Annotated in this window: 22 protein-coding genes; 18 read left to right on the forward strand and 4 right to left on the reverse strand. The window is 46.1% G+C overall.

Going from position 1 to position 26,351, the window contains the following annotated elements; all coding sequences use genetic code 11:
- Positions 1-50: 50 nt before the first annotated feature.
- A complete protein-coding gene (locus B5F53_RS10390) occupies positions 51-587 on the forward strand; it encodes a uroporphyrinogen decarboxylase family protein (protein WP_087223086.1) in 537 nt (178 codons plus the stop codon).
- Between the two features lie 54 nt (positions 588-641).
- On the opposite strand, the gene B5F53_RS10395 is transcribed toward B5F53_RS10390, so the two are convergent.
- On the reverse strand, positions 642-1,958 hold the full coding sequence (locus tag B5F53_RS10395; protein ID WP_087223088.1) for a hemolysin family protein: 1,317 nt from the start codon (positions 1,956-1,958) through the stop codon (positions 642-644).
- A gap of 159 nt (positions 1,959-2,117) precedes the next feature.
- Between B5F53_RS10395 and B5F53_RS10400 the strand changes: the two genes are divergently transcribed.
- The 15 genes from B5F53_RS10400 (at position 2,118) to B5F53_RS10470 (ending at position 18,876) form a co-directional block, all read left to right on the forward strand.
- Positions 2,118-4,928 carry a leucine-rich repeat domain-containing protein gene (locus B5F53_RS10400; RefSeq protein WP_162610575.1) on the forward strand — a complete coding sequence of 937 codons (2,811 nt, stop codon included), beginning with the start codon at positions 2,118-2,120 and terminating at the stop codon, positions 4,926-4,928.
- Positions 4,918-6,252 (forward strand): ATP-binding cassette domain-containing protein, encoded by a 1,335-nt coding sequence (locus tag B5F53_RS10405; RefSeq protein WP_162610576.1) that lies wholly within the window; start codon positions 4,918-4,920, stop codon positions 6,250-6,252. Before B5F53_RS10400 ends, B5F53_RS10405 begins: the two co-directional genes overlap by 11 nt.
- Before the next feature lie 77 nt (positions 6,253-6,329).
- Positions 6,330-7,127 (forward strand): ABC transporter permease, encoded by a 798-nt coding sequence (locus B5F53_RS10410; protein WP_087223094.1) that lies wholly within the window; start codon positions 6,330-6,332, stop codon positions 7,125-7,127.
- 131 nt (positions 7,128-7,258) lie between these two features.
- Entirely contained in the window at positions 7,259-8,440 is a 1,182-nt protein-coding gene (locus B5F53_RS10415) for an ABC transporter substrate-binding protein (RefSeq protein ID WP_087223096.1), read from the forward strand.
- A gap of 172 nt (positions 8,441-8,612) precedes the next feature.
- The gene (locus B5F53_RS10420; protein WP_087223098.1) at positions 8,613-9,497 is read left to right on the forward strand and encodes a branched-chain amino acid ABC transporter permease; all 885 of its coding nucleotides are present in this window, start codon (positions 8,613-8,615) and stop codon (positions 9,495-9,497) included.
- A gap of 21 nt (positions 9,498-9,518) precedes the next feature.
- On the forward strand, positions 9,519-10,568 hold the full coding sequence (locus tag B5F53_RS10425) for a branched-chain amino acid ABC transporter permease (protein ID WP_204246928.1): 1,050 nt from the start codon (positions 9,519-9,521) through the stop codon (positions 10,566-10,568).
- Positions 10,568-11,329 carry an ABC transporter ATP-binding protein gene (locus B5F53_RS10430; RefSeq protein ID WP_087223102.1) on the forward strand — a complete coding sequence of 254 codons (762 nt, stop codon included), beginning with the start codon at positions 10,568-10,570 and terminating at the stop codon, positions 11,327-11,329. The genes B5F53_RS10425 and B5F53_RS10430 overlap by 1 nt, the downstream gene beginning before the upstream one ends.
- Positions 11,330-11,341: 12 nt before the next feature.
- On the forward strand, positions 11,342-12,052 hold the full coding sequence (locus B5F53_RS10435) for an ABC transporter ATP-binding protein (RefSeq protein WP_087223104.1): 711 nt from the start codon (positions 11,342-11,344) through the stop codon (positions 12,050-12,052).
- Between the two features lie 11 nt (positions 12,053-12,063).
- Positions 12,064-12,684 (forward strand): cytidylate kinase-like family protein, encoded by a 621-nt coding sequence (locus B5F53_RS10440; protein WP_087223106.1) that lies wholly within the window; start codon positions 12,064-12,066, stop codon positions 12,682-12,684.
- 350 nt (positions 12,685-13,034) lie between these two features.
- Positions 13,035-13,931 carry a ribokinase gene (gene rbsK / locus B5F53_RS10445; RefSeq protein WP_087223107.1) on the forward strand — a complete coding sequence of 299 codons (897 nt, stop codon included), beginning with the start codon at positions 13,035-13,037 and terminating at the stop codon, positions 13,929-13,931.
- Positions 13,928-14,338, forward strand: a complete 411-nt coding sequence (gene rbsD / locus B5F53_RS10450) for a D-ribose pyranase (protein WP_087223109.1) — start codon at positions 13,928-13,930, stop codon at positions 14,336-14,338. Before rbsK ends, rbsD begins: the two co-directional genes overlap by 4 nt.
- A 15-nt stretch (positions 14,339-14,353) precedes the next feature.
- Positions 14,354-15,844: a sugar ABC transporter ATP-binding protein gene (locus tag B5F53_RS10455; RefSeq protein WP_087223111.1), complete on the forward strand. Its 1,491-nt coding sequence runs from the start codon at positions 14,354-14,356 to the stop codon at positions 15,842-15,844.
- Entirely contained in the window at positions 15,837-16,772 is a 936-nt protein-coding gene (locus B5F53_RS10460; RefSeq protein ID WP_087223113.1) for an ABC transporter permease, read from the forward strand. Before B5F53_RS10455 ends, B5F53_RS10460 begins: the two co-directional genes overlap by 8 nt.
- A 15-nt stretch (positions 16,773-16,787) precedes the next feature.
- Positions 16,788-17,711, forward strand: coding sequence for a D-ribose ABC transporter substrate-binding protein (locus B5F53_RS10465; protein ID WP_087223115.1), 924 nt, complete (start codon positions 16,788-16,790; stop codon positions 17,709-17,711).
- Between the two features lie 166 nt (positions 17,712-17,877).
- The gene (locus tag B5F53_RS10470; RefSeq protein WP_087223117.1) at positions 17,878-18,876 is read left to right on the forward strand and encodes a uroporphyrinogen decarboxylase family protein; all 999 of its coding nucleotides are present in this window, start codon (positions 17,878-17,880) and stop codon (positions 18,874-18,876) included.
- Between the two features lie 79 nt (positions 18,877-18,955).
- On the opposite strand, the gene B5F53_RS10475 is transcribed toward B5F53_RS10470, so the two are convergent.
- Together B5F53_RS10475 and B5F53_RS10480 are read right to left on the reverse strand one after the other, a co-directional pair.
- Positions 18,956-20,476 carry an ATP-binding protein gene (locus B5F53_RS10475; protein ID WP_087223118.1) on the reverse strand — a complete coding sequence of 507 codons (1,521 nt, stop codon included), beginning with the start codon at positions 20,474-20,476 and terminating at the stop codon, positions 18,956-18,958.
- Complete coding sequence (locus B5F53_RS10480) at positions 20,473-22,002, reverse strand: vWA domain-containing protein (RefSeq protein WP_087223120.1); 1,530 nt, start codon at positions 22,000-22,002, stop codon at positions 20,473-20,475. Before B5F53_RS10480 ends, B5F53_RS10475 begins: the two co-directional genes overlap by 4 nt.
- Positions 22,003-22,179: 177 nt before the next feature.
- Between B5F53_RS10480 and B5F53_RS10485 the strand changes: the two genes are divergently transcribed.
- Positions 22,180-24,345 carry a fibronectin type III domain-containing protein gene (locus B5F53_RS10485; protein ID WP_087223122.1) on the forward strand — a complete coding sequence of 722 codons (2,166 nt, stop codon included), beginning with the start codon at positions 22,180-22,182 and terminating at the stop codon, positions 24,343-24,345.
- Between the two features lie 81 nt (positions 24,346-24,426).
- Here the strand turns inward: B5F53_RS10485 and B5F53_RS10490 are convergent, their stop codons facing one another.
- The gene (locus B5F53_RS10490; RefSeq protein WP_087223124.1) at positions 24,427-24,771 is read right to left on the reverse strand and encodes an LPS biosynthesis protein; all 345 of its coding nucleotides are present in this window, start codon (positions 24,769-24,771) and stop codon (positions 24,427-24,429) included.
- A 210-nt stretch (positions 24,772-24,981) separates the two neighbouring features.
- Here B5F53_RS10490 and B5F53_RS10495 point away from each other — a divergent pair, with 210 nt between their 5' ends.
- Positions 24,982-26,334 (forward strand): exopolysaccharide biosynthesis polyprenyl glycosylphosphotransferase, encoded by a 1,353-nt coding sequence (locus B5F53_RS10495; protein WP_087223126.1) that lies wholly within the window; start codon positions 24,982-24,984, stop codon positions 26,332-26,334.
- The last annotated feature ends 17 nt before the right edge of the window (positions 26,335-26,351 follow it).

Genomic DNA, 26,351 nt, shown 5'->3' on the forward strand with positions numbered 1-26,351 from the left:
CTGCCTAAAATGTGAGGGCGGACTGGCACTGCGCCCATTGGACAAAGATTATGCAGTATGCGGGAGAATACATAGACATTGCGCGCATGGCGGACGACCTTGGGTCTCAGAAAGCGCCTCTTATCAGCCCGGACAATTACCGGGAAGTGGTCATGCCGGCCCATCAGAAAATCGTGAACCATATCCGTTCTTTAAAGCCGGACATTAAGATTGTATATCACTGTGACGGTTCCATCCGTGAATTTCTTCCGTATTTTATTAAAGATGTGGGCTTTGACTGCTGGAATCCTGTTCAGGTAAGCGCAGAAGGAATGGACGATACTGCCTGGCTGAAAGAGACCTACGGAGATAAGATTACCTTTTGGGGAGCCGGATGCGACAGCCAGCAGGTAATTGCAAAATGCACTCCCGATGAGATTCGTGCTGAGGTGCGAAGAAGAATTAATGATCTGGCGGCAGGGGGAGGTTTGATTTTAGGATCTATCCACAATTTACAGAAAAACGTTCCACCGGAAAACATGGTGGCCTTCTATGACGCGATCTGTGAATACAGCGTAAAGTATTATGAAAACGGAGGTCATGTGTAAAGGCTGCACGATAAATGAACTGGAGGCTTGAATTTTCAAGCCTCCTTTTTGTCTTTATTCAGATATTTTTTTCATCCGAACCTGCCGGATGGTATTGCCTTCTGTCTGTTCCACACAGAACAGATACCCGCAGGCTTCCACCGGTTCCTGTTTCTGCAGGGTGGGAATATATCCTAACTGTTCGATCAGATAGCCGGAAATGGTATCATAGTCTTCAGATTCCAGTTTCAGACCGAACTGTTCGTTAATTTCGTCAATGGTCAGACTGCCGTCCAAGAGAAACTCATTTTCATTTACCGGAATGACTTCCGGCGCCACCTCTTCATACTCTTCGTTAATGTCTCCCATGATTTCTTCTACCAGATCTTCGATGGTTACAATTCCGGAGAAACCGCCGTATTCGTCCACCAGAACTGCCATATGAACCCGGCCGGCCTGCATTTCCCGAAAGAGCTGGGCGGCGTCTTTTTTCTCCGGTACGAAAAAGGGGCTGTGAAGCATCTGACGGATTTCCTCTCTGGAAGGTTCGCCCTTTCTCAGGCGGATCATCACGTCTTTCACATGGAGAATGCCCACAATGTTATCAATCTCTTCCTCATATACAGGAATCCGGGAATGTCTCGTCTGAAGCAGCTCATCCAGAATTTCGTCCAAAGGATCTTCCAGATTAAGAACCACCACTTTCTGACGGGGAACCATAATCTCCCGGGCATTTTTATCGGAGAAAGAAAATACCGAATCAATCATTTCCTTCTCATTGTCGTCAAAGGTACCGTGTTCATGACCGAGTTTCAGCATGGCCCGAAGCTCTTCTTCCGTGACAGCCTCTTCCGTATCCTCCGTCTTTAAACGAAGCAGTCTCAGCACCCCTTTGGTAGAGACGGACAAAAGCCGGATAAAGGGTGACAGAATAACGGAAATATAATGAATGGGCATCACCGTTACCATACAGAAAGTCTCAGCCTTTTGCAGGGCAATCCGCTTAGGCACCAGCTCTCCGAACACCAGATTGAAAAACATAAGTACAAGGGTTACACCGTTATGGGCAATGGCCGAACTGTAAGGGATTTGAAACTGCTCCATCCACTGGGCTAAAACCGGGGAAATTCCGGCTGCTGCGGACGCACTGGAATAAAAGCCGGCAAAGGTAATCGCCACCTGTATGGTAGAAAGAAATTTCGTGGAATCTTCAAAGAGACTCTGAATGACCAGAGCTTTCTTATTGCCGTCTTCTGCAAGGGAACGGATGCGGTTCTTATTAACCGATACCACCGCCATCTCTGCTCCGGCAAAAAAAGCGTTCATCAGAGTAAAGAACAGTAAAAGAAGTAACTGAAAAAGAATAGAGTTACCGTCAGGGTCTGTTTCCATAATAAAATAAAATCCTCCTGTTAAATAATTTTTTAGGAGTAGTATAGCATGGGATTTTAAAAGGCGCAAGTTGAAAATTTTACTGTTTCTGAAACAAATTTACAGGCAGGTATAAAGTAAAATAGAAGAAAGATTACGGAGATGACAGGGGATGAAATTATGGGAGAAAAAGGAGCATTACTCAAAGAGAGATACCGGTTAGAAACACAGATCCAGGAAGGCGGATTCGGCACGGCTTGGCTGGCCAGAGATGAGATGCTGAATATATCCGTTGCAGTGAAGGAATACAGCAGTACAGATCCGAAGAGTAAGGAAAAGTTTTTAAAAGAAGCCAGAAACCTGGCCAGATTCACACAGGAAGCCGGAATTGTAAACGTCCGGGATTATCTGGAAGAGAACGGAGCCGTGTATCTGGTTATGGAATATCTGGAAGGGCAGGATCTGAAATCTTATATTGAAGAGAATGGAACGCTCTCTTTTGAACGGGCGGCCCAACTTCTGTGTCCGGTGATGGATACCCTGATAAAGCTTCACGGGGAAGGGATTTTACATCGGGACATCAGCCCGGACAACATTCGCGTACTGCCTGACGGCTCTATGAAGCTGCTGGACTTTGGTTCCGCTATTGATATGGAACAGAGAGAGGGAAAGACAGTTACCGTGACGGTAAAAAAGGGATATGCCCCCTACGAACAGTATATGGACAAATCTCTGCAGGGTCCATGGACAGATGTATACGCCCTGTGTGCCACCATCTATCAGTGCATTACGGGCAGAACGCCCATGGACAGTCTGCAGCGTTCTTTCCGGGATGAGCTGGAACCTCCTTCCAGACTGGGAGGGGAGATTTCCCCGTATCAGGAAGAAGTTCTGATGAAAGGGCTGGCCGTCAGGGCAGATCACAGGATCCGGACCGTAGAAGAACTGCAGCAGAGACTGTTTCAGGAAAGCCCAAGGCCCACGGAATCAGAAAAGCCAAAAGTGACCGTCTCCAGGAAAAGAAGGGCGCAGAGAAAACCTCCGAAATATCGTCGGAAAAAGACCACCATTGCGGCAGTCCTTCTGGGAGTGATAGGAGGGATAATTCTCTTTTCGGCGGCGGGGATTTCCTATTTTCAAAATCCTTATCGAATCGAAGATTCAGACTGGATCGAACTGAGCGAAGAAACCGTCACAGAAAAAATGGTGAAACGCATTGGACGTGATAAGGAAGTCAGGGGGATGCTTCTAAATAAATGCGTTCTGAATAACGAAACCTTAGAACTCTTTACAGAGCTGGATTCTGTAACCGAGATTCGCCTCAACAACTGTACCGGGTTTACCAGTTTAGAACCTCTGTCAAAAATGGAAAATCTGGAGTACATCGACTTTTCCCAGATAGAAAACTTTGACGGAAATCAGTATTTTTCCGGAGATTTTTCAGGAATTAAGGAGCTGGCAGTTACCAGCACAGACTTGGGAAACGGAACTTCCTTTCTGAAAAATTTCCCGGGATTAACCCGACTCTATATGGGAAACTGCAAAGGAGTGGAGGATTTGGAATTTCTGGGAGGAATGAAAGAGTTGACCAGGCTGTCTTTTTCCAATATGGAACTTGACGGAGTAAAGGCAGACCCGCTTTCGGATTGTACAAAGTTAGAAGTGGTCAATTACAGTAAAACAGGACTTTCGGATTTAAGCTGGACAGCTTCCTGTAAGAATTTAAGGGAGCTTCAGGCGGACCAGTGTCAAATTGTGGATCTGAGTCCCCTGGAAGCCTGTAAAGGACTTACCACCCTTTCCTTAAGCGGGAATCAGATTTCAGACATCAGCAGTCTGAGAGGTTTAAGCGAACTGCTTACGGTGGATTTAAGCCAGAATGCTATTTCTGATATTACAGGGATGGAGGGAAAAACCAAGCTGCAGGACTTTGACATCAGTGAAAATCAGGTGGCGGATTTATCTCCTCTGAAGGACAGCGCCGGCCTTCACATTTTAGATGTAAAGAAAAATAAGCTGACGGAGATAGGAACGGTGGAGAATTTCCCCAAATTGCTTAACCTGTACGCAGATCAAAATGAGATCGCAGATCTCACCCCCATAAACGGCTGTAAAGATCTGGCTTACCTGGGAATATCAGAGAATCAGATTTCCTCTTTAGACGCCTGCCGGGGACTAATAGAGTTAAAGATGCTCTTTGCAGGAAACAACCAGATTTCGTCCATAGATCCCCTGGAAGGATGCACCAATCTGACCAATCTGGAACTTCAGAATAACCAGATACGGGATCTTTCGGCGCTGGGAAATCAATTCCAGGAGCTGGTGCATTTAAACATTTCCCATAACCGGGCAGCAGATCTTTCGCCCCTTGCCGACTGTGTTAAACTTTCCGTTTTGGTGGGAGACCATAACGAAATTACCTCTCTGGAAGGGCTGGAGAATAAAAGTTCATTGAAGGCGGTTGTTTTAAATGATAACCAAATCCGGGAAACAGATCCGCTGGGAAGCTCTTTCAACCAGTTAGTTTATCTGGATCTGGGGAATAATCAGGTTTCTGATATTTCGCCGTTAAGTAACCTGACCATGGGAAAAGCAGTGCTGCTTTTAGAAAACAATCAGATTAAAGAGATACAGAGTCTTCCAAGCCACATTGAATACCAGGCGTTAATACTGTATGGGAATCCCATTGTGGAGTTATCGGCCCTGGAAGCCTTTGAAAAGGTAAACAGCATATGGGATATTTTGTACTTTTCTTATCAGGCCGGGCAGGACTACACCCTGGTGGGAAATTCCGGCTATAAAGAGAATCTGTATATCGTGGATGCGCCTGTGGAACAGCAGGCCGCTCTGCAAAGGCAGATCAAAGAATCCCGAAGCCGGTTCAGCTCGGATCCCAATTTTGTAACGGCACAGGAGGCAGATGCGAATATGGAAGCCTATCGGAAAGAATTATTAAAAACCTGGAATGGAGAGAGAGAAGATGAAAAATAAGAAGAAGCCCAGACTGCTTTTCTTTCACCTTTATGGTTATGCAGGAGAGTTTGTCCTGCAGGGCACAAGCAGTTTCGGGAGAAAAACGGGAGCAGAAGAGACAGATATTGCAGTTCCTTCCGCCGTGGTATCCAGACGGCACGGGGAGTTTACAGAAATTCAGGGGCAGTGGTTTTACCGGGATCTGGGGAGCAGCAACGGAACCTGGATCAATGGGAAACGTTGTGAAGAGCCGCATCTTCTGAAAGAAGGGGATATTCTGGCTGTGACTCCCAGGCGCGGAGAAAATCCGAAACCGGAATTTAAAATGGTATTTCTGAGGAAAGAGGCGCGCCCATGGAGAAAAACCGATTTGACAAAAGAGAATCTGAAGATAGAAGGAGCTTCTTTTTATAAAGAAAATAATGATCTTTTTGTAATAAATCAGGGAGAGGAAAATCACGTGCGGGTAAACGGCGTCCCGGTTTTGGGGTGTGTCCGGCTGGAGCCTATGGATCTGATTCAGGCGGGAGACACCTGGTTTTTCTGCCAGGGAGACAGCCTTTGGACAGAAGAGGAGCGCACCTGGAAGGGAGAGGGAAGAAAGCTGGTTGTGGACATTCAGGAGAAGGCCGTCTGGACCGGTTTCCAGAAGAAGACGCTGTTAAAAGATATTCAGCTGACCATCGATCCCGGGGAGTTTGTACTGATATTAGGCGGCTCCGGGGCAGGTAAGACCACTTTTATGAATTCTGTGATGGGGTATGAGAAAGCCACCGGATGTGTCCGGTACGGAGAGCTGGATCTTTATGAAGAATATGAGAAATTAAAGTACCGTATCGGATTTGTCCCTCAGCAGGATTTGATACGGATTCAGGATACGGTATTTCATACTCTGTACAGTGCAGTACAGATGAAAATGCCGGCCGGCGCCTCCCGGGAAGACAGGGAGGAACGTACCCAATGGATTCTGAAGCTGATGGGACTGGAAAAAGAGAGAGACACTCTGGCAGGGAATCTAAGCGGCGGTCAGAGGAAACGCTTAAGCATCGCTGTGGAACTGGCGGGAAATCCGGAATTATTCTTTTTAGACGAGCCGGATTCCGGCCTGGATGGGATTATGGCCAGAGGACTGATGGAAAAACTCAGAGCCATTGCAGATATGGGGAAAATGGTTATGGTGATTTCCCACAGCCCTGACCGGACGGCAGAGTTATTCACTAAAGTACTGGTACTTGCAAAAACCAGCGGGATAACAGCGGACATCTGGTTTTCTACGGGGGAATTCAGGAGGCGAAAACCTTTTTCCGTGCCGAATCTCTGGAAGAGATTGTGCAAAGAGTGAACCGGCCTGAAGAAGGAGGCCAGGGGCTGGCAGATGTATATATAGAAAAAAGAGCGAAGGAAGGGCAGGTGTAGGAGATGGAAGAACGGCATATTTCCAGAGGCAGACAGACAGGAATCTATACAGGACGGTGTTTTCGGGGATTTGTAAACGAAAAAGGATGGAAGATATTTATCAGCGTGGTTTTGATTTCCCTTTTAATCTGTATGGTGACAGGAGAGAATACCTTTGTTACCTATCAGGAAACCAGAAGCGGCGCCTTTGCCCTGATTTGCGCCTGTATCTGGATCGGGATATTCAATTCCGTGAGAACCATCTGCAGAGAACGGGCAGTTATTAAGAGGGAACACCGGACGGGCCTGCATATGTCTTCCTATTTAATGGCCCACTGGATCTACGAAGGGGTTCTCAGCCTGGCAGAGGCGGTTGTTGTGACAGGGATTGTCCGGGTAGCCAGTCACGGACATTTTATCGGAGAGGGTGTGATTTTCTGGCCGTCTCTGGAAATCGGGATTACATTCTTTTTGACAATTTTCAGTGCGGACGCTTTGGGGCTTCTGATTTCTTCTATTGTAAAAACAGAGAATACGGCTATGACGGTTATGCCATTTGCCCTGATTATACAGTTAATTATGTCGGGAATGATCTTTGATCTGGAAGGGATTCCGGAAATTCTTTCCTATTTTACTATCAGCCGGTGGGGGCTGGCGGCGGTCTGCAGCAGTGCAGATGTAAACTCCATGAGTTTTACAACACTTTCTGATTATACTTCCACTCCGGAACATCTGCTGTGGCTGTGGATGCTCCTTCTGATCTTTGCTGTTTTCTATGGCTGTCTGGCCGTAATCAGCCTGGAATTCGTTGATAAAACCTGAGAAAATCAGGGGTTATCCTGAAAAAATGAACAAAAAATGAATTTTCTAAAATTTTTGTGTTGACAAATTCTTTGAGCAAGGGTAACATTTGGCTATGATGCTATGTTAAAGCGGAAAAGGAGGAAAATTTTATGAAAAAGATAAGACGTGCAACAAGTCTGATACTGGCAGCAGTTCTTGTAGCCGCATCCCTTACTGCCTGCGGAAGCAAGAGTGAAGAATCCGGCTCATCCAGCTCCGATACTTTTAAAATCGGCGGAATCGGACCAACAACAGGAGATGCTGCAGTTTATGGTATTGCGGTAAAAAATGGTATCCAGCTTGCAGTTGACGAAATCAACGAAGCAGGCGGTATTAACGGAAAACAGATTGAATATCAGTTTGAGGATGATCAGTCTGATTCAGAAAAATCTGTAAACGCATATAACACCCTGAAAGACTGGGGAATGCAGATGCTGGTAGGAACCGTTACTTCCACTCCCTGTACAGCAGTGGTAGAGGAAACTCAGGGAGACAATATGTTCCAGCTCACTCCTTCTGCAACAGCAGTAGAGAGTATCCAGTATGACAACGCATTCCGTATGTGCTTCTCTGATCCGAACCAGGGTAAAGCTTCTGCTGATTACATCTCTGAAAACGGATTAGCAGAGAAAGTTGCTGTTATTTATAACAGTTCTGACGTATATTCTTCTGGTATTTATCAGAAATTTGCAGAAGAAGCAGGTACAGCCGGACTGGAAATCGTAGCTGCTGAAGCATTTACAGCAGACAATAAATCCGACTTTACGGTACAGCTTCAGAAAGCAAAAGATGCAGGCGCTGACCTGGTATTCCTTCCGATTTACTATCAGGAAGCATCTCTGATTCTGGCTCAGGCAGAGAAGATGGGCTATGCACCTTCTTTCTTCGGCTGTGACGGAATGGACGGACTGCTGTCTCTGGACGGATTTGATACCAGCCTGGCAGAGGGCGTTATGTTCCTGACTCCATTTACAGCAGATGCAGAGGATGAGATGACTCAGACCTTCGTAGCAGATTTTGAAGCAGCCTTCGGCGATACCCCGATTCAGTTCGCAGCCGATGCTTATGACTGTGTATATGCAATCAAAGCAGCAGCAGAACAGGCAGAAATTACTCCGGATATGAGTGTATCTGATATGTGTGAAGCCATGAAGACCGGTATGACCGAGATTACCATTGACGGTCTTACAGGAAAACAGATCACCTGGGGCGAAGACGGAGAGCCTTCCAAAGAAGCAACAGTAGTAGTTATTGAAAACGGCGCTTATAAGGTACTGCAGGTAAACGAGTAAGCTGTCTGTGACAGAAAGTAAGCGGGCGGCAGCATGACAGAAAAGTCATGTTGCCGCTTATTTTATAAGTTGTTTCTTATAAGGCAATGTGCTATAATTGCGCACGTACAGCGAAAGTAAAACCGCAGTACAAAAAAGTGATTTACCACAAAAAAGATGAGAGGGAATGAGTATGAGCTTTATATCGTATTTGATTAATGGAGTGAGCCTCGGAAGTGTCTATGCAATCATTGCCCTTGGATACACCATGGTTTACGGTATCGCAAAGATGCTGAACTTCGCCCATGGAGACGTCATTATGATTGGCGCCTATATGGCTTTGGTGGGAATGACACAGGCAGGACTTTCTCCCGTTCTGGGTGTATTGCTTGCAGTAGTTGTCTGTACCGTACTTGGTGTTCTGATTGAAAGAGTTGCGTACAAGCCTCTGAGAAATGCATCCTCTTCACTGGCGGTTTTAATTACCGCAATCGGCGTCAGCTACCTTCTGCAGAATGTGGCCCTGCTGATCTTCGGGGCAAACGCCCAGTCTTTCCAGTCTGTAATTAAGTGGAAGGGTCTTTCTTTCGCCGGAGGAAAACTCAGTATTTCCGGAGAAACCATTGTGACGATTGCAGCCTGTGTGATTATCATGGCTGTGTTAATTACCTTTGTACAGAAGACAAAACCGGGACAGGCCATGCGCGCCGTATCGGAAGATAAAGGAGCCGCTCAGCTTATGGGAATTAACGTAAACGGAACCATTGCGCTGACATTCGCCATCGGTTCTGCTCTGGCTGCCATCGCCGGAGTTCTGCTTTGTTCCGCCTATCCGAGCCTGACTCCTTATACGGGAGCAATGCCCGGAATTAAAGCCTTCGTGGCTGCTGTATTCGGCGGAATCGGATCCATACCGGGAGCGTTTATCGGAGGAATCCTTCTGGGAATTATTGAAATTCTGGGAAAAGCCTATATTTCCTCTCAGCTTGCAGACGCGATTGTATTTGCGGTTCTGATTATTGTACTTTTGGTGAAACCTACGGGACTGTTAGGAAAGAATATTCAGGAGAAAGTGTAGGTAGATAGAATGTTGAAGAAAATGAATAAAAAAACACGCAGCAATCTGATTACTTACGCGTTGGTAATCGCAGCATATATTGTAGTACAGCTTCTGATTAATACGGGAAGTATTTCCAGTTTGCTGGAAGGACTGATGGTGCCGCTGTGTACCTATGTGATTTTGGCAGTTTCCTTAAACCTGGTAGTGGGTATTCTGGGAGAATTGAGTTTAGGCCATGCAGGGTTCATGTGTGTGGGAGCGTTCTTCAGTGCGTTTTTCTCAAAATGTATGAAAGATGTGATCCAGGCGGATCTGGTTCGCTTTCTGTTAGCCCTTCTGGTTGGTATTGCCGTGGCGGCAGTTTTCGGAATTCTCATCGGTATTCCGGTACTGCGTCTGAAAGGAGACTACCTGGCCATTGTAACCCTGGCTTTCGGAGAGATTATTAAGAATCTGGTAAACGTTTTATATATCGGAAAAGATTCCAACGGATTCCATTTTTCTACCAAAGACGTTATGGCCCTGAATATGGAGCCGGATGGCATGGTAATTCTCAACGGGCCCCAGGGAATTACAGGAACACCCAAAGACGCCACATTTCTCATTGGCGTAATTGTTATCCTGATTACCTTTTTCATTATTCTGAATCTGATTGATTCCAGAGACGGACGGGCGATTATGGCTATTCGTGATAACCGGATCGCAGCAGAGTCCATCGGAATTAACGTGACCAAATATAAACTGATGGCATTTACCATTTCAGCGGCTTTAGCCGGAGCAGCAGGCGTTTTATATGCCCACAATCTGTCCACCTTAACGGCAAATACCAATAACTTCGGATATAATATGTCCATTACCATTCTGGTATTCGTAGTTCTGGGCGGAATCGGAAGTATGAGAGGCTCCATGATAGCCGCAGTGATTCTGACCCTTCTTCCGGAGGTGTTAAGAGGGCTGTCCGACTATCGTATGCTGATTTATGCGATTGTCCTGATTATTATGATGCTGTTCAACTGGGCGCCAAAGGCGATTGAGTGGAGAGAGAAATATCTTTCTTTCGGTAAAAAGAAAAAGGAGGCTGTGAAATAATGGCGGCTTTATTAGACGTAAAGAATCTTGGGATTTCCTTCGGCGGCCTCCGGGCGGTAAACGGTTTTGACATTACCATTGAAAAAGAAGAGCTGTATGGTCTGATCGGCCCCAACGGCGCCGGGAAAACCACAGTGTTTAACCTTCTTACAGGAGTATACCGTCCAGATACCGGAAAAGTGCTGCTGGATGGAGAAGATATAACAGGAAAGAAGATTATCGATATAAGTAAGGCCGGTATCGCGAGAACGTTCCAGAATATCCGTCTGTTTAAGAAGATGAGCGTGCTGGATAACGTAAAGGCCGGTCTGCATAACAACCATCATTATTCTACCGTAGAAGGGATTTTAAGACTTCCCAGATACCGCAAAGTGGAAAAAGAGATGGATGAAAAGGCCATGGACCTTCTGAAAGTTTTTGATTTGGATTCTGTGGCGGATTATCAGGCGGCGAATCTGCCTTATGGACAGCAGAGAAAGCTGGAGATTGCCAGAGCGCTTGCTACGGATCCGAAACTGCTTCTGCTGGATGAACCGGCAGCGGGTATGAACCCCAACGAGACAGAAGAATTAATGGATATGATCCGGTTTGTAAGAGAACAGTTTCATATGACCATTCTTCTGATTGAACATGATATGAAGCTGGTAAGCGGAATCTGCGAGAAACTGACAGTTCTGAACTTCGGAGAAGTGCTTGCACAGGGAACTACAGATAAAGTGCTCAACGATCCGCAGGTTATCACAGCATATCTGGGAGAATAGGAGGAAACGGTTATGGCGATGCTGGAAGTCAAAGATTTAGAAGTATATTACGGAGTGATTCAGGCCATAAAAGGAGTCTCTTTCCAGGTGAATAAAGGAGAGGTTATTGCCCTGATCGGAGCGAACGGAGCCGGCAAGACAACGATTCTTCATACGATTACCGGGCTGCTGTCTCCCAAAAAAGGTTCGGTTATGTTCGAGGGCACAGATATTACGAAAGTGCCGGCCCATAAGATTGTATCTATGGGAATGGCCCATGTGCCGGAAGGAAGACGTGTATTTGCAGACCTCAGTGTTTACGAGAACCTGAAAATGGGAGCGTACACCCGCAAAGACAAGGCGGAGATAGAGGAGAGCCTGAAGCAGATTTATGAGAGATTTCCCCGTCTGGAAGAGCGAAAGAACCAGATGGCCGGAACCTTAAGCGGCGGAGAACAGCAGATGCTGGCTATGGGACGGGCGTTAATGTCCAGACCCCAGATCATTTTAATGGACGAACCGTCCATGGGACTTTCTCCTATCCTGGTAAACGAGATTTTTAACATTATTGAATCCGTAAGCAAAAGCGGTACCACGGTTTTACTGGTGGAACAGAATGCGAAGAAAGCCCTTTCCATTGCGGACAGAGCCTATGTTCTGGAAACCGGAAATATCGTGATGGAAGGAAAAGCAAAAGATTTACTGGAAGATGACTCTATAAAGAAAGCATATTTAGGAGAATAGGGGGACGTCTTATGAAAAATGTTGTTATTACCATTGCAAGGCAGTACGGAAGCGGAGGAAAGACCATAGCGGCTATGCTGGCCAAAGATTTGGGAGTTCACTGCTACAGCACGGAAATACTGAGAATGGCATCTGAAGACAGCGGAATCAATGAGCGGCTCTTTGGAATGTCTGATGAGAAAGTGCGTCATGCAGGTTTCTTCCGGCTTTTAAAACGTCCTTATGAGGGAGAACTGCTCCCGCCGGAAAGCAGTGATTTTGTCTCCGATGATAATCTGTTTAACTACCAGGCCAAAATCATTAAAGAACTGGCCCAGAAGGAGTCCTGTGTGATTATAGGGCGGTGCGCAGATTATATTTTAAAAGACTATCCCAATGTTTTGAGTATTTTCATTCATGCAGATGAAAAATTCTGTCTGGAAAGGGCAATGGAACGCCACAGCATGACGGAACGGGAAATGAAGAAATACATAGAGAAGACAGATAAATACCGGGCGGATTTCTACCGGTACCATACCGGTCATGAATGGACAGACGCAAGAAATTATGATCTATGTCTGGACAGCGGAAAACTGGGATTTGAAAAATGCGTAGAAGAAATCAAAGCCTACGCAGACATACGGTTTAAATAAAATACAGGCCCTGGGAAAAACGGTTTCGTTTTTCCCAGGGCCTGTATTTTTTTTACTTTTTTAAAATTTTTGGTTTACAAATTGCGAAGAGAATACTTTTTATCTTATAGGGGGAGTTTCGTCTGGTAAAAGGGAAGAGATTCCCACGGATATATTGTGTTATTGTACAAAAGCGAACAGAAAAAAGTGTTCATACTGCTGAATTTGCAAAAGAGAATTGACAGATGCAGGTGTAGCTTATATAATGAATACAACAGATATGAAACCGGTTTCAAATACAGAACCTCAAAAGAGGTTTTTATTTAAAGCTGATATGAAACCGGTTTCAACGAGGAAAGGAGTAGGCAAATATGAAACTTGCAGTTGTAGGAAGTATCAACATGGATATGACTGTAACGGCCGAACGAATTCCACAGAAAGGCGAGACGTTAAAGGGAGACAGAATCAGCTACATTCCTGGAGGAAAGGGAGCCAATCAGGCAGTAGCAATGGCAAAGCTGGGTGCGGAAGTTGAAATGTTCGGCTGCGTGGGGGATGACAGCAACGGAAAGGCAATGCTTGATAATCTGAGAAAATCCGGCGTAAAGACAGACCATATCCGGGTCCTGAAAGAGGTACCCACAGGAATCGCCATGATTACCGTCGGAGACAACGACAATACGATTGTGGTAGTTGCAGGAGCAAACGGGGAAGTAGACAAAGACTATGTGGACAGCATTAAAGAGGAACTGAAAACTTATGATATGGTAGTACTCCAGCATGAGATTCCCCTGGAAACCGTCCATTATGTGGTAGAACTGTGCGCTGCAGAAAACATTCCGGTTGTTTTAAATCCGGCGCCGGCAGCAGAAGTTCCCATGGAGATTATTGAGAAGGTAAGTTACCTTACCCCTAACGAACATGAAGCAGTTCTGATTTTCGGAGAGGGAAGCAGCACCGAAGAACTGCTGAAGCAGTATCCGGAAAAACTGGTGATTACCCAGGGATCCAGAGGGGTTTCCACCTGTCTGAAAAGCGGTGAAGTGCTGACAGTTCCTGCCAGAAAGGCCAATGTGGCAGATACCACAGGGGCAGGGGATACCTTAAACGGAGCTTTTTCCGTTCAGATTGCGGGCGGCGCAGGGATGAAAGATGCTCTGACCTATGCCAATGTTGCAGCCAGCCTATCTACTGAGAAATTCGGGGCTCAGAGCGGTATGCCGACGGCAGAAGAGGTTGAGGAAGCGATAAGGAGGCTGAAAGGGTGAAGAAAAACGGGGTTTTAAACAGTGACATTTCACGGGTGCTTTCTTATATGGGACATACGGATCGGATTTGTATCGGGGACTGCGGACTGCCGATCCCCGAAGAGACAGAAAGAATCGACCTGGCTGTAAAATTCGGACAACCATCTTTTCTGGAGGTATTTCAGGTGGTTTGCGGGGATATGAAAGTGGAGAAGATTATTCTTGCAGAAGAGATAAAGGAGAAGAATCCAGAGGTTTTAAAGGAGATTCTGGCTTATTTTGAAGCGGAGAAGGACATGAAGCCGGAAGTTGTCTTTGTATCCCATGCGGAACTAAAGCAGTGTACGAAAGAGTGCGCGGCCGTTATCCGTACAGGAGAGACAACGCCTTATGCCAATATTATTTTACAGTCTGGCTGTATTTTCTAAAAAGGAGGGTGTAACATGCAGATTGAGATGCGGGGAATTGACAAATCCTTCGGGGGCAATGCGGTTCTCAAAAGCGCCGGTTTTCTACTGGATCACGGAGAAATCCACGCATTAATGGGGGAAAACGGAGCCGGAAAGTCCACCCTGATGAAGATTTTAACAGGGGTTTATACGAAGGATGCCGGAACGGTTATCGTAGACGGTCAGGAAGTATGCTACAAAAATGCTCAGGAAGCAGAAAGAGCGGGGATCGTCTTTATCCACCAGGAATTAAATGTACTGTTTGATCTGACAGTAGAAGAAAACATGTTCCTGGGAAAAGAAATTAAGAACCGGTTCGGAGTCTGCAACAAGAAAGAAATGCAGAAACAGGTGAGAGCGATTCTGGATCGTCTGGGGGTAAAAATCGATCCGAATCAGAAGATGAGCGAATTGTCTGTAGGACAGCAGCAGATGATTGAAATTGCCAAAGCGTTAATGGTGGATGCCCAGGTAATTATCATGGACGAACCCACAGCAGCCTTAACACAGAGCGAGACAGAAGTGCTGTTCCAGGTGGTAAATTCTCTCAGGGAGAAAGGGGTTTCCATCGTCTATATCTCTCACCGTATGGAAGAAATTTTCGAGCTGTGCGACCGGATCACGGTATTGAGGGACGGTACCTACATAGATACAAAGAGAATTAAAGATACGGATATGAACGACGTGGTCCGTATGATGATTGGACGTGAAATCGGAGAGCGGTATCCGCTCAGAGATACAAAGATTGGAAAAACTGTCTTTGAGGTGAAGGATTTAACCTGCCCGGGGGTATTTCAGAACGTATCTTTCCAGGTTCATGCCGGGGAAGTTTTAGGTGTGGCAGGTTTAATGGGTGCAGGCAGAACAGAAATTATGCAGGCCATCTTTGGCAACATGCCCCATGTGACAGGGCATATTTACATTGATGGCAAAGAAGTGCAGAACAAAAATCCTCAGCAGGCCATAAAAAATGGGGTAGGCTTTATTACTGAGGACAGAAAAGTCGAGGGACTGATGCTGGAAGAAAGCATTATGAAAAATATTTCCCTTGCAAACCTGGGCCGTATTTCCAAAAACGGGGTGTTACAGAAGAAAGCGGAACAGGATCTGGTAAAACAGGGAATCGAAGAGCTGCACATCAAATGTTTCGGACCGGATCATGAATGTACGAATTTAAGCGGAGGAAACCAGCAGAAAGTTGTTTTTGCCAAATGGATTTATACCAATCCGAAGGTTTTAATTCTGGATGAGCCTACACGTGGCGTAGACATCGGGGCAAAAAAAGAAATTTACAGTATAATCAATGAACTTGCTGCAAAAGGAGTGGCCGTGATTATGGTTTCTTCCGAGCTGCCGGAAGTTTTGGGGATGGCAGATCGGATTATGGTAGTAAGAGAAGGACTCGTCAGGGGTATTTTGAGTAAAGAAGAAGCAAACCAGGAGAATGTAATGATTCTGGCAACGGGAGGGAATCTAAATGAATAATAAGAAAGCAATGAATCGGATACAAGACCTTGGGGCACTGATCGCCCTGGTGCTTTTAGTAATTGTAATTGGAATTATCAGTCCGGAGTTCAGGACAGTAGGCAACTTTTTATCACTGCTTCGGCAGTCTTCCATTAACGGTCTGATTGCCTTTGGTATGACCTGTGTCATCCTGACCGGCGGCATCGATTTGTCGGTAGGCTCGGTACTGGCGCTGTCCACAGCTCTCTGTGCAGGTATGATTTCCGGCGGTGTGCCAGTGGGACTGGCCATGATTCTGGCTCTGGTAATCGGTACAGGTCTGGGCGCTGTCAGCGGCGTACTGGTAACCACAGGAAGATTACAGCCATTTATCGCAACCCTTGTTACAATGACTGTTTACCGCGGACTGACTATGATTTACATGGATGGAAAACCGATTTCCGATTTGGGCGACAGTTTTACACTGAAATTAATCGGAAAAGGAAACTTCTATCACATTCCCATTGCAGTTATTTTATTCCTTGTAATCTTCGGAATCTTTATGTTCATCCTGGAGAAAACCACTTTCGGAAGAAGAATCTACGCAACAGGAAGTAACTGGATGGCTTCGAAACTGGCAGGTGTCAACATCAGCCGTACCAAACTGGCCGTATATGCCATTTCCGGATGTATGGCAGCATTATCCGGTCTGATTCTGCTCTCCCGTCTGAATTCCGCACAGCCGAACCTGGGCGACGGATATGAACTGGACGCTATCGCAGCAGTAGCCCTTGGCGGAACCAGTATGAACGGCGGACGCGGCCGGATCTGGGGAACTTTTGTAGGTGTTTTAATTATTGCAGTACTGAACAACGGTCTGAATATCCTGGGCGTATCTTCCTACTATCAGGATGTGGTAAAGGGAATCGTTATTCTTATCGCAGTACTGTCTGACCGGAAACGTTAAAAGGAGGAAATGGAAATGAAGATAAAAAAATTAGCAGGCCTGTTACTGGCCGCAGTGATGGTTTTCTCTTTGGCAGGCTGTAACGCCATTACCATTGACGGAGAAGACAACGGGGCACAGGGCGGAGAAAACACCGGAAACGGAAGCATTGGATTTTCTGTTTCCACACAGAACAACCCTTTCTTCGTAACATTAAACGAAGGGGCACAGAAGAAAGCCGATGAAGAAGGCGCTGAATTAATCGTTGTAGATGCAGGAGACGATGCGGCAAAACAGACCAGTGATATTGAAGACCTGATTTCAAAGAATATCAGCGTTCTGATTGTAAATCCGGTAGACTCCGATGCAGTGGCTCCGGCAGTTAAAGACGCCATTTCCAGAGGAATTAAAGTAATTTCCGTAGACCGTGTGGTAAACGGAGTAGAAGTGGACTGTTCCATTGCCTCTGACAACGTGGAAGGTGCAAAGATGGCTACCGAATATCTGGTAAGCCTGGTCGGTGAAGGTGCGAAAGTAGCGGAGCTGGAAGGTGTTCCGGGGGCCAGCGCAACCATTGACCGTGGAGAAGGCTTCCATGCAGTAGCAGATGAACAGCTTGATGTGGTATCGAAACAGACAGCCAACTTCGAGCGTTCCGAAGGCATGACTGTAATGGAAAACATGCTGCAGGCAAATGCAGACATTCAGGGCGTATTCGCTCATAATGATGAGATGGCTCTGGGAGCTGTGGAAGCAGTTGGAAACAGAGATGTTGTAGTGGTAGGTTTCGATGCCACAGATGACGCTCTGGCAGAAATTGAAAAAGGCAGAATGGCAGCCACCGTTGCCCAGAAACCGGATTTGATGGGAGAGACAGCCGTTGAAACAGCCCTGAAGCTGGTAAACGGAGAAAGCGTTGAAAAAGAAATCCCTGTAGAAGTAGAATTAATTACAAAATAAAAAGAATTGCCGCACGGGGTCCAGAAGAGAACCTGTGCGGCAAAATGTCAATTTATTAACTAATTAATTATATGTTGACTGAAAAACCTTCGATGATATAATGGAATTATCAAAATAAAAACGGCAGATTCTGCCGGTTTTATTATAAAAATGCGGAGGTAAATATATGAGTGCGGCAAAAGATATTTTATTGGAATTACTGAAAAAGGACGGAAAACCGGAGAGACTTCTGAAGGAATATGAACCCTTTGAGATGATCATGAACGATCCGTTAAATCAATTCTGCAGAGGCAACAGGCAGAAGGGCAAGACTACATATGACAGGTGGGGGACCTGTATTATGTTTCCGGAAGACGCTCCGGGCCCTATGCCTCACGTAACGGAAGACAATAAGGTTTGTCCGGATGTAACCGAATGGAGAAATTATGTAAAGGTGCCAGATCTGGTGGCCAACTGCAGTGAAGGCTGGGAAGCGGCTCTGGAGCTGAAGGAAGAGATTCATAAAAAAGGCCAGCTGGCCATGGGATTTATGGGAACGGGAATTTTCGAGCAGTGCCATTATCTGATGGGATTTGAAGACACCCTGGTCAATCTTCTGGCAGAACCGGATGATATGCATGAACTGGTAGATGCCATTGCAGAATACCGCTTTACTTATGCAAAACTTCTGGTGGATAATCTTCATCCGGATGCAATCTTATCCCATGACGACTGGGGAGCTAAAACCAGTTTATTTATGAATCCGGATACCTGGAGAGAATATTTTAAAGAGCCGTACAGAAAGATCTACGGCTATATGAGAGACAATGGAGTCATTGTGGTACACCATGCAGACTCCTATTGCGAACCGATTGCAGAGGATATGGCAGAAGTGGGAGTACAGATCTGGCAGGGAGTTCTGCCTTCCAACGACATTGTGGCAATGCAGAAGAAACTGGACGGAAAAATGGTGTTTATGGGCGGTATCGACGCGGCGAAAGTAGACCGTGCAGATTCCTCCGAGGAAGAGATCCGGGCAGAAGTAAGACGTGCATGCGAAACTTACGCTCCGGGCGGACATTTCATCCCATGTCTGACCTATGGACTGAAAGACTCCGGAATCTTCCCTGGTGTGGATAGAATTATTGAGGATGAAGTAGAACGTTACAATCAGGAACACGCATAAAAGCAAAGTGAAAGAATCAGAGGGGGTTCCAGGAGCTGTCAGGCTTTTGGAATCCCCCTTCTTTTTATGTGGCATTCTGTTACAGAGATGAAATTACGGAGGCTAATTGCCGATCCCAGAGATCAGTCTGCAGAAAGGCCTGGATTTTCTCCCACAAAGGGACGTTGCAGGCAGTTATAAAAGATTTGCCTCCTTCATGGGAAGCAAGCTCCGTAAAGAATAAAGCCTGTTCCTCCTGGCTGGAAAAAGCAGTTTCAAACAGGGGAAGAATTCTCTCTATAAGAATGAGAATCTGTTTCTCTTTCTGAAGGAGGAGGTTTTGTTTTTCCTTTAAATGCCGGTTAAGCTGCTCCTTCATTTCCTCTTCGCTGCGTACCCGGTTTCCCTTTAAAGAACTGAGAGAGTCCTGCAGAAACAAAAGCGCCGCTTTTTTCTGTTCCTGCTCAGAGGTCTTTAAAGTGCCTAACTTTAACTGAATCTGAAAGGCCCTTTCCTGCTCTTTCAGGAAGGTTTCCAGAGCAGCCAGAGGAGAAGTCCCGGGAGCCTCTTTTCGTATACGCCAGAAGGTCTGCATCAGATTTTCCAGCAGGGTGAGAATCCGCCGCTCTTTTTCCCAGTCTTCCATTAAGGAGAGAAGACGGGAAGAAATCCACTGGATACAGGAGAAGCGTTCATCCATCTGCCAGTTCTTTATCAGTTCCGGGAACGATGCGGCTTTCTCCTGAGAAAAAGTCTCCCCGAAGAGAGCATCCAGAAAGGACTGGTTTTTCAGTTTTTCCATGGTCTGATAATAAGAATAGAAATCATCGGCAATTTCCCTGCAGGGGAGAAATTCCATAAGAAAAGAGCGGGTAATGGGAAGGTTCATATTCTCATAGCTTTTCAGCAGAACCGAAAGATCCTCCCAGCCCCGGGCAGTTACAAAGCGTTTCGTCTCCAGATCCGGATCGATATAATAAAAATGATCCGGCCGGCAGGAAAGGTAGGAACGGATGGAAGGATGAACCCCCTCTTTTCGTGCGTAATTCTGCCAGGAAGGAAGATTCGGCTCAATGGTGATCTGACGCACCCGATCCAAGGTGACCATGTCGAAGTCCCGGACAGATTTATTATATTCTCTGGGATTTCCCGCGGCAGCCAGAACCCAGCCCTCGGGTACCAGATGACAACCGAAAGCCTTGTTCTGCAGAAACTGAAGCATAGTGGGAGCCAGTGTTTCGGAAACACAGTTGATTTCATCTAAAAAGAGGATTCCTTCTTTCTTTCCTGTGATCTCCATAGATTCATAGACGGAAGCGATCATCTCGCTCATGGTATATTCGGTGACCGTATATTCTTTCCCGCCGAAGATCCGCTTCTCAATCAGAGGAAGTCCCACGGCACTTTGTCGGGTATGGTGAGTCATGGTATAGGAAACCAGTCCGATGCCGCATTCACTGGCGGCCTGAGCCATGACAGCCGTCTTGCCGATCCCGGGAGGTCCCATAAGCAGCAGAGGCCGCTGGCGGATACGGGGGATGCAATAGGAACCATCCTCTCGTTTTTCTGTATAGGCTTTTACTGTATGTATAATTTCTTCTTTCGCTTCCTGGATATTCATACAAGGCTCCTTTCCCACGTTTGTTCCTTCTTCTGTGAAAGAGACAGATTTAAATTTAACTGAAAGGCCCAGGGAGGGACTTTCCCTTTCTGGAGACGGCGGTTTAAAAAGACGAAGGCAGTTTCATAATCCGGGGGAGCAGAGGGATAGATTCCGTCGCCGTCAGTGAAATAAATAAGACCTTTTAAATCCTGGATTTTCCTTTGTTTTCGCAGGGTTTCCACCAGATCAAAAACAGGCCTGAAATCAGTTCCCCCGAATCCCTGTACCCGGAAAGAGGAAGTCATCTGGTTCCACTGCCGGAGGCTGGTAATACAGGCATAGCCCTGAATCATGGAATCGCATTGAATCAGATGCACCTTCATCTTCTGGAAAAAGTTCTCCTGACTGCTTAGGATCTGTCCCGTTTCTTCTAAGAACCGTTTCACAATTTCTCCCCGGCAGGAACCGGAGGTGTCAATGGCAATGACCAGTTCTTTTAATTTATAACATTCAGAGTATTCCAGAGGTTCCAGAAATACCAGATTCTCGTAGTAAGTCCGGCTGAAGGTATAAGGAATATAATCGAAACTGTCAAAGTCCAGACAGACCTCTTCCCCCGGTTGGGCATAGCGGGAGAGGAAACGCCGGTAATCGTACTCCGGTCTGGCCTGCAGAGAAAAAGAGACTCCGGATGAGCCGGAAGTTTTCCCCCGGTGTTTTCCCTCATAGCCGGCCTTCAGGGAAGCCTGATTCCGGCGGGACCTCCAGCAGGAGGCAAGAGCGAGCAGACAACGGGGTTCCCGCAGGGCAGTTCTCCAGTACCGGTGGGAGTCTTTCTGAAAGAGGGAGGGCCAGTCGGAAAAGACTTCCGGGTGTTCAGAAAGCCAGCCGCAGAGACTTTGGACGGTGAAAAGGGGAAGTTCTTCTGTCAGGCGGCGGAGAATCTGAGCCCTGGTCTCCCGGTTCTGTTCTTCTTTTAACGCGTCTGGACGCTCCAGATACCGTTTAATACGTTCTTCGAGAGACGGACTGAGGAACCGGGGGAAATAACGATCCATCAGGTGATAAACATAGAGATCACAGGCCAGATCCCAGACTTTTGCCACTTCCTTTGAGGGAGGAAGGAAATGAAGGAAGAGGCAGTGCAGAACCATATGTAAAAAGACTTCCGGGGAGGGGAAACGGGAATAGTAGAGACGTTCCCCGTCCGTTCCCGCAGGCGCCTGTTCTTTTAGGCAGGGCTTCAGAGAGGAGAACGCCGATGCAAGCCCCGGATACTGACGGATAAACAGAAGACGCAGGGAAGACCATTGGGAAAGAATCTGTCCCGGGAGACCGCCCCGGTCTGTCTCCTGCTTCAGAAGTTTCCGGGCAGGTCCTTTCCGGTTGTGCAGATAGTTTCGGCAGGCTTCTCTTTCTGACCAGTGAGGCCCGTCCTTTACAAGGAGACCATAAAGAGCAATATCCAGACAGATTGCGGACTGGCCGGAAGATTGAAATTTTGTGTATAAAATAGAAAATTCTTCATGAGAGATAGAATCCATCAGAACCTCCTGCAATCAAAACAAACGAAAATCATGCTGTACTTAGCTATATTTTAGAACAGGGAAAAAGGATTTGACAAGTCTTCGTTTCAGAGAAATTTTACAAATCCTTCCTTGAGAAGATGGCGTGAGTGGACTATAATGAAATATGAGATTACATATATAGGAGGCATGAAAATGAGAAAGAAATGGATGGCGCTGGGGCTTGCCGGATTACTGGCGGTAAGCATGCCGGTAACGTCACTGGCTTCTGCTCTGACTCTTTCCGAACAGGAATGTCTGGAAGAAGAAACCGTGTCTGAACTGACAGAGGAAGAGGAAATTGCGGAAGAAGCGGAAGAGATTTCCGGGAATTCACAAGAAGATGACCAGGTGACGGATGATGTGGAAATAAGTGATACCTGTGAAGAGGGAGAACCCGCCGCACAGCTTTATCAGGAAGAGGAATCTCTGGTACAGAGCCGAAACACTATGGGAACCGCCCAGAGCATTTCTTTCGGAAAAAAGGTAATCGGAAGTATTTCTGAAAGCCAAAGCAAGAAATATTATCTGTTTACGCTGCCCTCATCGGGAAAAATCAATATCAATGCATTTATTCAGATTACCCATAATTATCTCAGCAATGTACGTATTCTGGATTCTTCAGGAGAAGAACTCTGGAATCAGAGTACCTATTCGTATTCCAGCGATGGAAGCTGTGTGATAAACGATGCTGTGGATTTGACGAAAGGCTCCTATTACTTTCTGGTAGACGGCAGCGGCCATGATTCGGGAAGTTATAACTTTACGTTAAACTTTACCTCTGCAGGAGAGTCCCTTACAGAGACAGGATACGGAAATAATAATACTATGGCGACTGCGGATGCGGTAAGCCTGGGGACGACCTATAAAGGCCAGCTTGCAGAAAACGATCACGCGGACTACTATCGTTTTACCCTCCCCTCTTCCGGAAAACTGAACGTTCACATTGTCACAGAGATAAGCCGGATGTATGTTACTTATTTCAACATTATTGATTCCCAGGGAAAAAGTATCTGGGACAGTAACCCATATCTGGAGATTACCAATGAGTCCCTGGATCTGACAAAAGGAACGTACTATTTCTATGTGGAAAACGGCTATGATACGGGCAATTATCAGTTTAAACTTGCATTTACCAGCGCCAACGAAAGTTTCAGTGAGTCCGGAGACGGCAACAATAACAGTATGCAGACGGCAGACGCTATCAATCTGAACGTGGTATACAGGGGGCAGATTGCCAGAAATGACAGAAAAGATTTCTATAAATTTACGCTGACAAATACAAGTTCGGTGAGATTTTCCGCTACTTCCTGGCTGGACAATGTTACTTATGGAGTGTATAACGAAGCGGGCCAGGAGATATGGAGTGACGGTTTTCATTTAAAAGACGACAAGACGGGAACCAATTATTCATACAAAAACCTGAGCCTGAAGGCAGGTACTTACTACCTGTATGTAGGGGAAGGAACTTATACGGGAAACTACAGCATTAAGGTCGCTGTAAACGTACCAACAGTAACCTTAAAGAGAGTGGCGGCAGTGGACGCCCACAGCATTCAGGTGACCTGGAATCAGGCCACAGGAGCCACAGGATACCGTGTTTACCGGAAAACAGCGTCCACCGGATGGACCGGAATCGGGGATACCACCGCTACTTCCTATACGGATACAAACGCTGTGCCGGGTCAGTACTATTATTACACGGTGAAGGCTTATGTGGGAAGCGCATTAAGCAGCAGCTACAAATCCAGTGTAAAGATTTGTACAACCATAGGGACTCCGACTCTTACCGGACTGACAAAAACCGCCAACAGCGGTCTGAAACTCAGCTGGAATAAGGTAGCGGGAGCATCCGGATACTATGTATACCGGAAAGTACCGGGAGGAAGCTGGACGAAACTAAAAGGCCAGACAGCTGCCACCTATACAGATACTTCCGTCCAGGTGGGAACCACCTATGCATATACGGTCAGAGCGGCGGTAAATATGGGCGGAAAGCAGTATCTAAGCGGCTATAATAAAACAGGTCTTTCCGGTTCACCGGATTTAGCCACTCCGAAACTGACAAGCCTGGCGAAAACAGGAAGCAATACCTTACGTCTGACCTGGGAGAAAGTACCACAGGCGTCAGGATATTATGTATACCGGAAAGTGCCGGGAGGAAGCTGGACGAAACTAAAAGGCCAGACAGCCACCACCTATACGGACACCACAGTAAAGGCGGGAACCACCTATACTTATACGGTCAGAGCAGCGCTGAATAAAGGCAGCAAACAGTACTTAAGCAGCTATGACAAGACAGGACTTTCAGCGAAGCCGTAAAGAGTCTGAATGATAAGAAAAAATAGAACGAGTATCTTCCCGGATGAAAAGGGAAGGTACTCGTTTTTACGTAACATATATTTATTCCCCGGTATTTTGGAATTCTTTTCTTAATACCTCATGGGGAGGTTCTATTTCCCTGGCAATGGTATGTTCAGTCAGTTCGGATAAACTTTTTATCTTTGCATTGATGATAGGCCGCATGCAGTTGGGCACATGTTCCTGATGGGCCCGGTGAATGGCCACGCATTCCTTACAGTTTCCATGGTAGCGGCAGGCTTTCTTACAAGGGCAGTGATCCTCGTCTTTATACGCTTCTCTGAAAGCGGCGGCGAATTCTTCCTGAAGCCGCAGGCCCTCCTGGCGGTTTCCTTTATGAAACTGTTCCATGGCGTCTAATTCTTTCTGATTCTTTTCAATTATCATTGGTTTATTCTCCTTTTTGAATGTCATCTGAAAGTTTTTCAGTTAAATGATAACAGCTATTGACAGAAATAACAATGGAAACTGCCTAGATAACAAGAGAACGATATGGTATAATTCCTCATTATAAAGAAAACCAAAGAAAGAAGATAGACGGTACCGATAGATTGGGTTATAATAAATTATTAAGTTTGTTGAAATGAGGGAGTTAAATTGAGTAAAAGAGAAGATTACAAGCGGACAATCGTCTTTTGTCTGGCGAGTATTGTCATTATCGCCCAGGCGCTTGTCTTTGCCTATATCTGGTATGATCATTACAGGGAATTGATTTTCCAGCCATTCTGGAGAAAGGGAAACTGGGTGCTGATTCTTCTGTATGCCCTGATTAACCTGCTTTTTTCCAAAATGTACGGCGGATTAAAGGTGGGCTATCTGAAGCGGATTGACGTGATTTATTCGCTGGTACTGGCCACCATATGCACCAATGTGGTTGTTTATTTTCAGATTACCCTGATTAACCGGTGGTTTCTGGATCCCAGAAGACTGATTGAGGCAACCTTCATTGATATTGTAATTATTATTGCATGGACCTTTGGTTCTCAGTATATTTATTCCAAACTGTACGGAGCCAGGAAGCTTCTGGTCATTTACGGAGACCGGGATCCCCATGATCTGATTCAGAAAATGAACGCCCGCAAGGATAAATATGACATCAGCAGAAAGGTTCATATTTCCCTTGGGGAAAAAGAGATCTATAAAATTATGAAGGAATATGAAGGGGTCATCATCTGGGATTTACCCTCTCAGATTCGGAACCAATATCTGAAATATTGTTTCGCCCACTCCATCCGGTGCTATGTAACCCCTAAGATTTCAGATGTCATCCTGACAGGAACGGACCGGATTCATTTGTTCGACACCCCTTTGTTAATGTCCAGGAACATGGGACTTTCAGCAGAGCAGCGGTTTGTAAAGAGAAGTATGGATCTGGTGATTTCCGGGATTGGAATTATTATTTCCTCCCCGATTATGCTGATAGTTGCCCTGGCAGTCAAGCTTTACGACAAAGGGCCGGTATTCTACCGTCAGGAGAGGCTGACCTTTAAGGGGAAACCGTTTAAAATTTTCAAGTTCCGGAGCATGTGCGTAGACTCGGAGAAAAACGGCGCCCGGCTGGCGTCCAAACATGATTCACGGATTACTCCGGTAGGCCATGTAATCCGGAATCTGCATCTGGACGAGCTGCCTCAGCTTTTTAATGTATTTCTGGGAGATATGTCTCTGGTGGGGCCGCGGCCGGAACGTAAAGAAATCATGAGAGAATACCAAAGAGAGATCCCTGAGTTCTATTACCGTCTGAAGGTAAAGGCCGGACTGACCGGTTATGCACAGGTATATGGGAAATACAATACAACGCCTTATGATAAGCTGAAGCTGGATTTGTTTTATATAGAGAACTATTCGGTGCTTCTGGATATTAAGCTGATCTTTATGACTGTGAAAATCTTTTTCCAGAAGGAAACTTCAGAAGGCGTAGATGACGATCAGAAAAATGCACTGAAGTAGAAGGAAAGAGGAGAAAC

The organism is Blautia sp. An249 (assembly GCF_002159835.1).
Lineage (GTDB): Bacteria > Bacillota > Clostridia > Lachnospirales > Lachnospiraceae > Blautia_A > Blautia_A avistercoris.